Below are 13,324 nucleotides of genomic sequence, written 5' to 3'. Positions count from 1 at the left end.
AATGATCCGCTACGCCAAAACAGAACACTGCTTGATACTGCGCTTTTTGGGGGAGGTCAGATATACCGAATGCGCACCGCTCAATGAGCTGCTAAACGAAATTTTTAGCGATACCGTGATTAATTCGGTACTCATAGACTTAACACAAGCCAGCAGCATAGACAGTACCGGCCTTGGCCTGCTTGCCAGAATCAACAACCACGTTGCAGACAAGTTTCACCATAAAACCGTTATATTCTCCACTCATCCTGATATCAACCGCACTCTACAAAGCATGGCTTTCGATAAGGTGTTTGTACTGATAAACCGCGACCCAAGTTTGCCCGTGGAGGACCTGGCATTGCCTGAGCAAAACCCATCAGACCAAGAAACAGCCAAGGTCGTATTGGAGGCCCACAAAAACCTGGCCAATTTAAACGACACCACTTGGCTAGAGTTTAGTGCCTTAGTCAAAGCGCTAGAAAAAGAACAAAAAAATAGCTAAGCAATATAAGTGACCCGCATAAGTCCTTACTTTAAATGCTTTTTTATAATCGCTTGATTTCCTATTACGGTATTTACGTATAGCCTCTCCACAGATCTAACGAGAAAATATAGCGTCGCCGTACTGATATCTTTCTTTTAGTACGCAATGCAACAATGCTCGGAGCTATACTCATCATGATTAATCGACGCGACAGGTTACCTCCAATCCCGACAGACCCTAACCAGCACTTGTCTATCAATCAACGCAACACATTGTCAGAGATTGAGGGCTTTGGTTATCGCTTAAAATTTATTCGGCGGCCACTGTTTCAAACACCAACCGTGGTAGTTGAAAACATTGAGCAAACGAAATGCGGTGTGCTGGAGCAAGATGGCACTATCAACATGGCTCACAACATGAGTTTTCGAGACTAAAAAACACTCAGCCTCAATAAACCCCGCACTTATATCTCGAACTTATGTCTCGCACTTATGTAAAGCCACATCTTGGCCAAAACCAACATCGGCAAGCAATTAGCTTTCGTCATAAAACCGTCAACTAAAACACTTAGTATGTCGGTTTTATGTAGCAAACAGGCCTATGTGGCAGCTTCCCTTACTTATCAGGCATTACTCAGCATACTGTTTTATTGTCATCGCCCTGATCACAATTCCCATTCTGGGCTGCGTTCTGCTGGCCAAGCCCTCACTTTCTGAGGTTTCTTTAAGTGACTATCAAACGTACCAATGTGATATTAGCGGCGCAGATCAAAACCAAAAAACCTTTCGAATTCTAACCTTGGCGTCGATATACGCGCTGGAAATAGCCGATAGCCTTTGTCAGTCCCAAGCCTTGGCCACAGAATATTCATCCGTAGAGATAAGCTGGCAAGCACGGGCTTTTTTACAACCCCAAGATATCCTCACCACCCATTATGAGCTGTTTTGGAACCGGCGCCATATTGTGCTCGGGCTTGTTCCCGAGACACTGGACTATTACCGGGTGATTGCTGATACGCCCCATTACCAACTTTATTGGCTCAGCCGCGGATCAGAAGTCGAGTTAACTCAAGCCTACCTGAGCGACAAAGTCATTGGCTTCTCCAAAGACCAGCAAAGCCAAACCTACTTTCTACAACCCATGAATGCGCTTCGCCACGCGGGAATTAAACTGAAAACAGAACAAAAACGGTTTTACCCAACGCCATCCAGTCTCTACAAAGCCTTTTTAATTGGCGACGTCGATATTATCAGCACCAGCAAAATGTTTGCCCTGAACCTGGACCAGGCTGATATGAAGTTCAGCCTATTAGCCAACAACGTCCCCTCAGGCAGCTGGTTCCTGCATCAAGGCGTAAAGAATCCCGACATTAGCTGCGCGATACTGAATGCGATTTCTCTGATGTCACCATTATTTAAGCAACCGCTCCATCCCTTAGCAGGGGAAAGTTGTAATGAATAAGCCGACTATTTTCGTGATAGCACTTTTGCCCTGTAGTCTGCTGCTCTCTATTCTCTGTTATTGGATCTCTGTCGAGCGCTTAAGCCAACAGCTGTATGAAAATTTGCAGTCCTCTCTTCCTGACAAAATAATGCGCGCAAGCGTCAACCGCCTTGAGCAGAGTGGGCTAGCACATTACTTTCAGCAGAAACTGGATAAAGACCTAGAAAAAATAGCCATTCAGTCAGCACTCAGCCCGGTCAAGTTTTGCCGCGCTCAGCTATTACAAATACGCGGCCTGCCCTTTACACCCGCGGGTCCAATACAAAAATATCTGCAAATCAGCTGGGACGTCGATACCACAGGACAACAAGAATCACTGTCTCTGGGTTTTAATTGCGAAGCAAACTGGCCAATATTATTCGGCTTACCTTTTGGGCTATGTCTTATTAGCTTTGGTATCGCCTCCATCATCGCACCGTCCTTGCCGCGTCCATCTCAGCAGGTTTTCAATCGCCTGATTGACCAAGGGGTCTCCAGAAAAAAGGCCTTAGCCATTAGCCGATCCATACCGTCCTTATCGCAGCTCCAGCAACGCGCATTGGCCATCTTTGTAGATCACAATGTTACTGATCTTGAATATGCCCTTCACTGTATTGGCAAAACCACATTTACGGATGAATCGGCGCTAGCCTGGTTAAACGTTGCATTGAAGCATTACCCAAACGCGCCAGATCAAGCACTGCATTGCAGTACTCATCAGCCCAATTTGCGGTTCTTTACCAAAACCAGTCACGTAGAAATACATGGTATTGCGATCCAGCTTTCCACTACACCGTTTATTTATTACCTCTGGTATGCCCAATTGCGTTGCGCCGAAAAATATCCCGGTGGTTGGTTTATCAATCCACCGTCTAATAGAGCCGACCAACACCACGCGACCCAGCTCATTAATTTGATGCGTTCCCACAATGGTCATCACAAGGCCATTAATGACCTGGAAGAGAAAGGGCTGCGTGCAAAAACACTGGACCAGAACAGAAGTAAACTTAAAGACGAATTGATCTCAGCACTGGGCGAAGAACTCGCCAGCGACTATTTATTCGACGTTGAACGCGATGCCAGCACCGCTCGGTTTAAATATCGACTGGCCACCGCTCCCCCACATATTCAGCTTGGGGCCTCTGATTAATTCAGCGATGCCTTAGCATTAACGATGATGATGACGAGCGTCATTATTTGCTCACCAGCCCTCTCGCTTCGTGCCAAGCCGCCAGACTCATATCCGGCTCATAGTGCAGAAAGCATTCATCATTATCCCCCGTTGGCACGGGCACCCACTCCGGCTTACTTTCCATAAAAATATGCGAGCGTTCCGGTGCAGCAGGCAAAGGCGTATCAATTGCAGAAGCAAAAGGGTGGACTAACTCCGGCCAGCGAGGGTCCCAGACCCAAAGTGCACTGCCACAGTGACGGCAAAAATGTCGCTGCCCCGGACTATCTGACTTACCCGCACTAGCAGTGTTAAACACCGATAGCGCGTCTTGTCCGTCTACCTTAAGTGACACGTAAACCGCCCCCAAATTAATGGCAAAACCACCACCGCCCGCCGTCTTGCGACAAATATTGCAATAGCAATGCATATACGGATAGGGGTGGGGACTCTCCACCGAAAACCGAACCGCTTCGCAATAACAAGATCCCTGTAACTCCACGACTGACCTCCGTTGCTTTATCTGCCAAACAAAAACCCCACTCTATCAAGCATGACCCAGAAAAAGCACGAACCCAGCCGCCAATATCTGACTATCGTAAAAACCTCCCCAAGTCATTGATAGTTAATGACTTAAAAAATCAGAAAAAATTTGAAACCGTCTTAGAGACATCTCTAACACCGAGAAAGACATCTTTGTCACACAGAATACATCTTCAACTCCGAGAATCTCCGCAACCCAAATTCCCGCAGAGTGAATCAAGGGCCCTTTTCCGTCCCAAAAAGGAGACTCTCATGGACAAGCAATTTCAGCGACGATTTAAGCAAATTACTGCGGTAGCACTGGCCGCATCAGCGCCACTATTACTGCAAGCACAGGAAGCAGCCACACCGAAAAAACAAATGGAATTTGTCACCGTTACCGCGGCGCCAATAAAAGACAGTCAACAAGCCGCCTTTGAAGCAAAAAAACTGGCCGATAACTACGTTGATATTATTTCTGCCGATACCATCGGCCGGTTTCCAGACCAGAATCTAGCAGACTCACTTGGCCGCCTACCCGGCTTGGCCATTGAGCGGGACCAAGGTCAGGCTCGCTATATCAACCTTCGAGGCGCGCCATTCCGTTACACCAGCATTGCCTTCGACGGTCTTGATCTACCGGGGGCAGAAAATGGCCGCATTCCCCGTTTCGACAGTTTCCCCTCTGTTATCACCAGCCGGGTTGAGGCCAACAAAGCCATTTTGCCCAGCATGCCCGGCGAAGCCGTTGCCGGCTTTATCAACATCCACACTTTTAGCCCCTTTGAAAAAGAAGGCTGGTCAATGGCTGGCGACATTGGCCTTGGTGAGCAAGACTTGGGCGGCGGCGATATTGAAAAGTCAGGGCTACGCACATCCTGGTCCAACGACAACTATGGCTTTGTCGTCTTTGCTTCTGAAAACAGCCGCGAACAAATTACCGACAACCGAGAGTACGACTTAGGCCGCAGCGACAGCGGTGAGATTATTGTTAATGAACTGGATTTTCGCAGCTACAAAATCACCCGAGAAGACAGCGCCTACGGCGGCCGCTTTGAATATCGCGGCGACGATGTATTACAAAGCTTATTTATCAGCACCTTGTACAGCGAGTTTGTCGACAAGGAACAGCGCAATCAGTTTGTATTCGCCATCGACGACCCCGAAGCTGGCATCCGTGCCGACAACAAAGCGGTAAGCGTTTCACGCTTGCTGGAATCGGGCCGCTACGAAAACTCCACACTAAGCAACACTATCGGTGCAGACTTTCAAGTTGAAAACTGGCGCATTGAAGCAAGAGTCAACGGCGCCGAAACCGAATACAGCATGAACCTGCCCATTCCAAGAAGCGTTGGTGGCAGCGCGATTGCAAGCTATGATTTGAGCGACATTGAAGATCCCAAACTGCTTCTGGATCAAAATCTTTCCGAGATAGACTATGCCGCCACCATCGGTATTCATTACGGCCAGCGCCTCGACATTGACGCCTTTAAATTTAAGCTCGATGCCGAACGGGATTATCAATGGTTTGGCCAATACGCGGTATTACGCATTGGGGTTCAACGCGACAACCGAGACGCCAACGGCTTTATCTCCACACCTGCGGTTATAGAATTTCCCGGTTCAGTCAACATAGACAGTTTTAATACCGGACGGCGCTGGGATGCCAATACCAGTAATACCATTGGCGGCACCTACTACGACAACCCCGGACTCCGAAATGCCTGGGAAGCGGCCGGTGGTTTAAACGGCTTTAACCCTGGCCCAGAGTCCTTAATCAGCATTGACGAAGAAATTCTTTCCACCTACGCCATGAGCACCACTGAGTTTGAATGGGGTAACGTTGTGGTTGGCGCTCGTCTTGAACAAACCGACTACCGCAGCAAAGGCACTATCGAGGGAAACGCCATTGATGTTGCCGATGACTTTAACAACCTGTTGCCATCAGCTCATGTGAACATCAATCTCAGTGACGACATCAAGCTCCGCATCTCTGGCTCCACTGGGGTTAACCGTCCGACTTACGATGAGTGGCGCGCCGCTGCCAGCGTCAATATTGCCGACCAGGAAGTGAATGGCGGCAATCCCTATCTAGAGGCCGAAGAAGCGATAGGGTTTGATACTGCGCTGGAGTGGTACTTCGCGCCCGCAAGTATCCTGTCCGCCGGGGCGTTTTATCGAGAAATCGATAATGTTATTTACGTCGACAGCACATCCATCGACGGCGGTCGTTACCTGCCCAGCGCGGCAGGCGAAACCTGGACATATAACGGTGCTGTCAACAGCGACAACGGCAAAATGCAGGGGCTGGAATTAAACTTTGTCGGTCACGCCATCGACCTTATCGGTCCTGCACTGAATGGCTTTGGTGTTGCCGCCAATGTGACCTTGCTAGACAGCGAATTTGAAGGTTTAGACGGTACCCAGTTCGACCTGCCTGGCACCTCAGACATGATCTACAACGTATCCGTTTTTTACGAGAACTACGGATTTTCTGCCCGGGTTAATTACCAATACCGCGACGAATGGGTTTCACCTATCGAAGACCCCAATGAAGTGTGGGGCGAACAAAAACGGGTAGACCTTTCGATTAGCTACGAACTGCCTTTCGACTTTAATGGCGCCATCCTGTCTCTGTACTTCAACGCCAACAATCTTAGCGATGAAACCGATGTTCGCTATGCCGCCAATGGCACCATCAATCAATCAGAAAGCTACGGCCGCCGCTATTTAGTTGGCCTGCGTCTTAACTTTTAACAATTAGAGCTAAGCAAGGAGATAAGGTATGCGTAAATTTAATGGTTTTGGCCGGGCAAGTGCTTTGGTCGCAAGTATCGTTCTGGCAAACTTTTGCAGCTCCAGCCTTGCCGATTCGGCAACGAGCAACCCGGCCAGTCAAGCGCCGATACACGCACCGGTCGACAGCTATCAACGGTTGTTGCCTCTTGAGGGTGGCAGTAACTTTAGAGACATGGGGGGCTACAAAACCCAGGATGGCAAAACAATAAAAAAGGGACTGCTATTTCGCTCTGGCGTGATGAGCGGCCTCACGGAAAAAGATGAAGCGTATTTAAATCAATTTAATTTTTCAGACGTAGTGGATTTACGTTCTGATGAAGAGCTAGAGCTTTACCCTAATCATTGGGTAAGCCATAACCAAGAGATCAATTATCGCCATCACAACTACAGCATGGCCAAAATGATGGCTGCCAATACCGCTAAAGATAAAAAACCGTCATACAACCCAGAGGTTTTTTATCGCGCCATGCCCGAGCAGTTTGAGCCACAAATGAAGCTGTATTATAAAGCCCTGCTGAATAACGACGGCGCCGTGGTGGTGAATTGTTCTGCCGGACAGGACCGCACAGGTTTTGCTTCAGCAGTGCTGCTATCTGCATTAGGCGTACCAAAGCAACAAGTGATTGAAGACTATCTTTTATCCACGCAGTTCAGAAAACCCGAAATAGAGGCTGGCGACGTGGACTTAAAGAAAGCCGCCGAAACCAATGCCTTTGCAAAAATGATGTTGAAGTACACCGACAATGGTAAACCCAAAAAGCCAAAACCACTTCTAACAAAAGACAACACGCCTTATATCGAATTTGCATTGGCACAAATTGAAGCAGACTACGGCTCAGCAGAAGGTTATTTAAAACAGGTGGTAGGTCTAAGCTCTGACGATATCAAAACCTTGCGGCAGATCTATCTAAAGTAAACCAGTTTAAAGAAAGGTAATTTCAAAACCGGGCAGGTTCTCTGCCCGGTTTTTTTCTAGTTATTAACTTGGCAAAAGTCAGGCGCTGCCGAATCATTTTCAGGTCGCGCTGGCGATGTGGTGCTATAAACGGGTGATGATGCAGCGATCACTGTCACGCTGCAATCTTCAGAAACAAGTAAATCAAAAACCGTCCAATAATTAGTTTGCGTTGGCGTCTCACCCATAGGGGGTACAAAAACCCGAGTTCCATTTGTCGTCGTTAACTCAACTCGCGCTGGCGAACCTGAGATCCCCGGCTCAGTCCCTGAGTAGTTATCCACAAAATAACGGTAACGACCAACTCGTGGTCGCAAAATGGTTACCACCTCGGGTCCATACGAGCTGACATCATCCACATCTAAATTAGCAAAAGGAACCGCCTCCAAAGAACCTCGATCTTGATAAGAAATATAGCCACCTTCAGGAAGGTATAACCACGAGTCCAAGTCTCTTGGCTGCTCCCCCCAAGTTAACTGAATAGAAATCGGTCGCTGCTCACCCAGAGTGATGGTGGTCAAACATTGTTCTCGGATATCCAAATCCTCTCCAGTGGTTGTTATCGCTCGAGTAGAGGTGATATCTCCGCCTCTTTGTCCACGTAGAGTCATACTTGAACTGGAGCGAACAGGGATCGTAAACACGCCTTCGCTGTTAGTAACAGCCTGGGAAGTACCCGTGTAATCAATCCCGTTAGAGGTAATACGTACATTGTTTAAACGCTCACCGTCAGAATTTTCTACACAACCCATCACCTGTACAGTTTGCAAGTAGTCATCAGCATTCCATACAGTAAAATGCTCGACCGTCCCTTCGTAGAACGATTCCCCATCAACGGTTTGCAATGTTGCCGTTCCTTCCTCAACCCAACGCCCCGTCTCTTCGTCAAAATAAAACAAAGGGATTGTGGTAGGTGGGTTAGCATTTCTAGAGCTGAGCGGAATACGAATAGTGGCCGAAGCGCCAGGTATAAGATCGACTTCTTCGCCAGACTCGGAAGTAATATTGACCGAAATAGCGCCAAACGACTCTATTGGCAACGGGTTGTCATCATCTCCTGCTGTATAATCACCGGGCATATTCCCTGCTGAACTAGCTGGATCAATATCAGTAAGACTCACCGACACTGCCTCAGAAGAATTTATCGTACCTGGTGAAAATATCACCCTCGCAGCAGAGTTCGGAATAGCAATCTCACCACCCATCATAGGGTCAACCGATTCAGCGATACCTACAGGCACCATTAGTGCGGTTACATCAGTTTGCTCATTTTCATTAACTTCTGCTGGGCGGAAAGCTGACTCATAGCCCTCTAATGCAAACTGGATAACAGCCCGAGATGTTTCTGGAATTCCTGAAAGTACAAACGCACCATTGCTATCTGTTTGGGCGCTTCGCTCACCAGATGAAACCGTAACGTTTGACAACGGCTCACCCGTAACCGTGTTGGAAACAATACCTGCGACAGACCCTGTTCGCTGCTCTTCTACACCGTCAGGTGTATCCACGTCAGAAGAGCCACCGCCACCGCTACTACCACCGCCGCAGCCAACGAGAAGAGTCGAAACAAGGAACAACAGAAAAAGTGAAAGTCTATAAACTTTCATGAGGAAACCTCCATGTAGTGTAGTAATTCTTGTCCTTCTCCTATTCCTTAGGAGAAATCAATAAGCAAGCTCATTCATTATTTGCCAATATAAAATCACAATGAAACTTAGATGTAAACTAATTCACTGAGGCGCTTTACTCGTCGTTAGCGGCCTTGCTTTGACGAAAACCTATCGTCATCGCCAAAATCTCCCTCCCTAGAAAAGCTTAGCGTTGATGCCAAAACGGCATCCCTAAAGTTGGCGTAGAGGGCGAAGCCGTTTGCCGCTCTGGCATAGCACCCGCCAAAAAAGCCTGCCGCCCAGACTCCAGTGCAGATTTAAATGCCTTGGCCATCATCACCGGGGCATTCGCTTGAGCCACGGCAGTATTAAGAAGAATACCGTCGTAACCCAGCTCCAGTGCTTGAACCGCATGGGAGGGTTTACCGATACCGGCATCCACAATTAAAGGCAGTTCGGGAATACGCTCCCGAATAGCTTGTAAGTTATAGGGATTCATCAAGCCTCTGCCCGTGCCGATGGGCGACCCCCAGGGCATCAGCACTTCACAACCCACGTCTCGCAAACGCTGGCAAATCACTAGATCATCGGTGCAGTAGGGGAAGACTTTAAAGCCCGATTTAATAAGAAGATTGGCGGCTTCAATGGTGGCAATGGGGTCCGGCTGTAAATTGTAATCGTCACCGACCACTTCCAGTTTTAACCAATCTGTCTCAAACAATTCCCGCGACATTTCGGCCAGGGTGACGGCTTCTTTCACGGTGTGGCAACCCGCGGTATTGGGTAAAAGCGTTTTATTTAATTCTTTAAGTTGGTCCCAAAATCCCGCGCCCCCGTCCTGCTCTGGCGACTGCCGACGTAAGGATACAGTGATAATTTCGGCGCCGGATGCTTGAATGGCTTCCTGCATGACTTTGGGAGACGGGTACAGTGCCGAGCCGATCAACAAGCGACTGTTAAATTGTTGCCCGTAAAGTGTCCAACTATCGGTATTCATCATTACCCGCCTTGTACCGGTGCCAGCACATCAACATTGTCGCCATCGCTCAAGGTAAACTGCTGATAGTGCGAGCGCGGCACAAAGTCACCGTTAACCGCGACCGCAATTTTCTCACGTTCAAACCCCCACTCCGCCAACAATACGGTTAACGGCTGCTGAGGATCACATTGCTTGGCATCATTATTAACACTTACCGATATCATCGTTATTCCAATTACACTGTTTTTTAAAAACGACTACGTCATCCTACAGACCGGCACATTACACGACAAAGTCTGCAAAGCTGGCCAAGGCTTTTTCTACAACATAGGGGCTGAGCAAATAGCCGTGGCGATAAAGCCCATTAACCGTTATCAATCCTGGCTGCACCTCAACCACGGGTAAATTATCTGGCATAGCGGGGCGGCAATGGGCAAAACTGTGCTCGACCTTTGCCTCGGCAAAACCGCTATGCACACTGTATAACGCCGACAACAGTTCCAGACTCGAGCGCACGGTTACCGGTGCCATTGACTCACTCTCAATCTCGGTAGCACCAATCACATAATGTCGATGAGGTCTGGGAGAAATATAAAGTTTGTAACGGGGGTGCATCAAACGCACCGGGCGACTTAATTGCACCTCCGGCGCATGCACCCACAATATTTCGCCCCGTACACCTCGCAGTTTCGGCAGCGCCGACTTGGCACCAATACCACGACTATCTACTACCCAATCAAACTGTCGCTGCTCGTGACCAACGCTCAGCTGTCCGGGCTGAATATCGTGTATTTCGGCGTATTCAACAAACTCACCACCCAGTCGATCAATGGCGGCATTTAAAGCACTGAGCAGCGCCCAGTTATCCAGATAACCCTCTTCGGCCAAATAAAGTCCTTGTTGAAAACCCTCAGCCAGTTCGGGCTCTAACGCTGCCAGTTGTTGCCGGTCCAACTGACGCACGTGTTGCAGCCGGTCTGGCAGCAAAGTTTTTAGCGACTGGTAAAAATGCGTCATGCTGGACTTATCCAGCTCATGGGCCACCGCGACACTGCCGTTAATGGCATGATCAATCGTCAGCCCCGTCTCGGCATTCAAGCGCGCTAATTGTTCCGGCCACCAACCCAGGGCCATCAACCCCCAGTCAAACACTTGCCGCTCGGCGTGCACCACTTCGGTATAGGGGGCCAGCATGGACGCTGCCACTCGGGCCGCACTGCCTTCGCCGACCCGGCTGCCTTTGTCATAAAGGCTGACCTTGTGGCCTTGCTGCAACAGCTTCCACGCCAATAGCCGGCCCAATAAACCTGCGCCGGCAATGCCGATATGTAAGGGCGGCGTACTCAACGCAACGACTCCTGAGTGCGAGTTAGCGAATAATGGCAATAGAGAGGCGGAGTTAACTGCGCCTCTTTGCCAGCATCAACCGGGTTTACACCTTGCTGTAAATCTCGCTGCCCTGCTCTTTAAACTCCTGAGACTTCTTCTGCATTTCGGCTTCGAGCTCTTCTGATGCCAAAGCATCGGCCTCTTGCTTGGCCGCGTAATCCCGCACGTCCTGGCTGATTTTCATCGAGCAGAATTTAGGGCCACACATGGAGCAAAAATGCGCGACCTTGGCCGACTCTTTGGGTAGCGTTTCGTCGTGGTAAGCCCGAGCCGTATCGGGATCTAAACCCAGGTTAAACTGATCTTCCCAACGAAATTCAAAGCGCGCTTTACTCAAGGCGTTATCACGCAACTGGGCACCGGGATGCCCCTTGGCCAAATCCGCCGCATGGGCGGCAATTTTATAAGTGATGATGCCGGTTTTAACATCGTCTTTATTGGGCAGACCCAAATGCTCTTTCGGGGTTACATAGCAAAGCATGGCGCAGCCGTACCAACCGATTTGGGCGGCACCAATACCAGAGGTAATGTGATCATAGCCGGGGGCAATATCCGTAGTCAGCGGCCCAAGAGTATAAAATGGCGCTTCGTCGCAGTGCTTAAGCTGCTCGTCCATATTCTCTTTAATCATTTGCATGGGCACATGGCCGGGGCCTTCGATCATCACCTGCACATCATGTTTCCAGGCTTTTTTGGTCAATTCGCCCAGCGTGCGCAACTCACCAAACTGCGCCTCATCATTGGCGTCAGCGACGGAGCCGGGACGTAAGCCATCACCCAGCGAGAAGGACACATCGTAGGCCTTCATAATCTCGCAGATGTCATCAAAATGGGTATAGAGGAAGTTTTCTTTGTGATGCGCCAAACACCACTTGGCCATGATAGAACCACCTCGAGACACAATGCCGGTCACCCGTTTGGCGGTCAGCGGCACATAGCGCAATAGCACACCGGCATGAATGGTGAAGTAATCCACGCCCTGCTCGGCTTGCTCGATCAAGGTATCCCGAAATACTTCCCAGGTCAGGTCTTCGGCAACGCCATCCACTTTTTCCAGGGCCTGATAAATAGGCACGGTACCCACCGGCACTGGCGAGTTGCGCACAATCCACTCCCGCGTTTCGTGGATATTTTTGCCCGTAGACAAATCCATCATGGTATCGGCGCCCCAGCGAATACCCCAAGTCAACTTGGCAACCTCTTCTTCAATCGAGGAGCCCAGCGCCGAATTACCGATATTGCCGTTAACCTTCACCAAAAAGTTACGGCCAATAATCATTGGCTCCAACTCAGGGTGGTTAATATTGGCAGGGATAATGGCGCGGCCACGAGCGACTTCGTCACGGACAAATTCCGGAGTAATCTCTTTGGGAATGCTGGCACCAAAGGAGTTGCCGGGGTGTTGTACACCCAGCTCGCCCGACTCCTGGGCTTGGGCCAAGGCCATATTCTCGCGGATGGCAATGTATTCCATCTCCGGCGTAATAATGCCCTGCTTGGCATAGTGCATCTGGCTGACGTTTTTACCGGGTAACGCCCGGCGGGGATTGCGCTTCAGATCAAAACGCAGTTGCTCAAGGCTCAAATCGGCAGCCCGCTTGCGGGTATATTCAGACGAGTCACCTGACAGCAGTTCGGTGTCATTGCGATCCACAATCCACTGTTCACGGAGCGGTGCCAAACCTTTGCGAATATCGATACTGGCTTTGGGGTCGGTGTAAGCGCCCGAAGTGTCATACACAAACACCGACGGGTTGGGCTCAAGGCGGGTGGTACCGTCGTCGGCAGCGACCGGCGTTGGCGTCAGTTTAATCTCACGCATGGGCACCTGCATATCTTCGCGGCTGCCCTGCACATAGGTTTTAAAAGAACCGGGCAACGGCTCCACTGCCGCCGCATCTACTTGGGCGGTGTCTCGCAGCAATGGATAATCAGATGAACTCATATTTCC

The 13,324-nt window shown here is 49.5% G+C and carries 12 protein-coding genes; 6 read left to right on the top strand and 6 right to left on the bottom strand.

Annotated elements, in window-relative coordinates:
• Position 1: 1 nt before the first annotated feature.
• The 4 genes from IMCC21906_RS03575 to IMCC21906_RS16205 all read left to right on the top strand — a co-directional run bounded on the left by IMCC21906_RS03575 (position 2) and on the right by IMCC21906_RS16205 (position 3,098).
• The gene (locus tag IMCC21906_RS03575; RefSeq protein WP_047011024.1) at positions 2–484 is read left to right on the top strand and encodes an STAS domain-containing protein; all 483 of its coding nucleotides are present in this window, start codon (positions 2–4) and stop codon (positions 482–484) included.
• Positions 485–660: 176 nt separating this feature from the next.
• Entirely contained in the window at positions 661–900 is a 240-nt protein-coding gene (locus tag IMCC21906_RS03570) for a hypothetical protein (protein WP_052763349.1), read from the top strand.
• Positions 901–1,066: 166 nt separating this feature from the next.
• Positions 1,067–1,927 (top strand): hypothetical protein, encoded by an 861-nt coding sequence (locus IMCC21906_RS03565; protein WP_047011022.1) that lies wholly within the window; start codon positions 1,067–1,069, stop codon positions 1,925–1,927.
• Positions 1,920–3,098, top strand: a complete 1,179-nt coding sequence (locus IMCC21906_RS16205) for a hypothetical protein (protein ID WP_052763348.1) — start codon at positions 1,920–1,922, stop codon at positions 3,096–3,098. The genes IMCC21906_RS03565 and IMCC21906_RS16205 overlap by 8 nt, the downstream gene beginning before the upstream one ends.
• A gap of 43 nt (positions 3,099–3,141) precedes the next feature.
• Here the strand turns inward: IMCC21906_RS16205 and IMCC21906_RS03555 are convergent, their stop codons facing one another.
• The gene (locus tag IMCC21906_RS03555) at positions 3,142–3,621 is read right to left on the bottom strand and encodes a GFA family protein (protein WP_047011021.1); all 480 of its coding nucleotides are present in this window, start codon (positions 3,619–3,621) and stop codon (positions 3,142–3,144) included.
• A 293-nt stretch (positions 3,622–3,914) separates the two neighbouring features.
• On the opposite strand from IMCC21906_RS03555, the gene IMCC21906_RS03550 reads away from it, so the two are divergent.
• Positions 3,915–6,398 carry a TonB-dependent receptor gene (locus IMCC21906_RS03550; protein ID WP_047011020.1) on the top strand — a complete coding sequence of 828 codons (2,484 nt, stop codon included), beginning with the start codon at positions 3,915–3,917 and terminating at the stop codon, positions 6,396–6,398.
• A 28-nt stretch (positions 6,399–6,426) separates the two neighbouring features.
• Positions 6,427–7,356, top strand: a complete 930-nt coding sequence (locus tag IMCC21906_RS03545) for a tyrosine-protein phosphatase (RefSeq protein WP_052763347.1) — start codon at positions 6,427–6,429, stop codon at positions 7,354–7,356.
• 56 nt (positions 7,357–7,412) lie between these two features.
• On the opposite strand, the gene IMCC21906_RS03540 is transcribed toward IMCC21906_RS03545, so the two are convergent.
• The 5 genes from IMCC21906_RS03540 to thiC all read right to left on the bottom strand — a co-directional run bounded on the left by IMCC21906_RS03540 (position 7,413) and on the right by thiC (position 13,318).
• Positions 7,413–9,002, bottom strand: a complete 1,590-nt coding sequence (locus IMCC21906_RS03540) for a carboxypeptidase regulatory-like domain-containing protein (protein ID WP_047011019.1) — start codon at positions 9,000–9,002, stop codon at positions 7,413–7,415.
• A 208-nt stretch (positions 9,003–9,210) separates the two neighbouring features.
• Complete coding sequence (locus IMCC21906_RS03535; RefSeq protein WP_047011018.1) at positions 9,211–10,002, bottom strand: thiazole synthase; 792 nt, start codon at positions 10,000–10,002, stop codon at positions 9,211–9,213.
• Positions 10,003–10,004: 2 nt separating this feature from the next.
• A complete protein-coding gene (thiS, locus tag IMCC21906_RS03530) occupies positions 10,005–10,208 on the bottom strand; it encodes a sulfur carrier protein ThiS (RefSeq protein WP_047011017.1) in 204 nt (67 codons plus the stop codon).
• A gap of 58 nt (positions 10,209–10,266) precedes the next feature.
• Complete coding sequence (gene thiO / locus IMCC21906_RS03525) at positions 10,267–11,331, bottom strand: glycine oxidase ThiO (protein ID WP_047011016.1); 1,065 nt, start codon at positions 11,329–11,331, stop codon at positions 10,267–10,269.
• Positions 11,332–11,416: 85 nt separating this feature from the next.
• The gene (thiC, locus tag IMCC21906_RS03520; protein ID WP_047011015.1) at positions 11,417–13,318 is read right to left on the bottom strand and encodes a phosphomethylpyrimidine synthase ThiC; all 1,902 of its coding nucleotides are present in this window, start codon (positions 13,316–13,318) and stop codon (positions 11,417–11,419) included.
• Positions 13,319–13,324: the final 6 nt, after the last annotated feature.

The sequence above is a fragment of the Spongiibacter sp. IMCC21906 genome (genome assembly GCF_001010805.1).
Lineage (GTDB): Bacteria > Pseudomonadota > Gammaproteobacteria > Pseudomonadales > Spongiibacteraceae > Spongiibacter.
The sequence above is the reverse complement of the archived record's forward strand: the minus strand, read 5'-3'. Positions and strand labels throughout refer to the sequence as shown.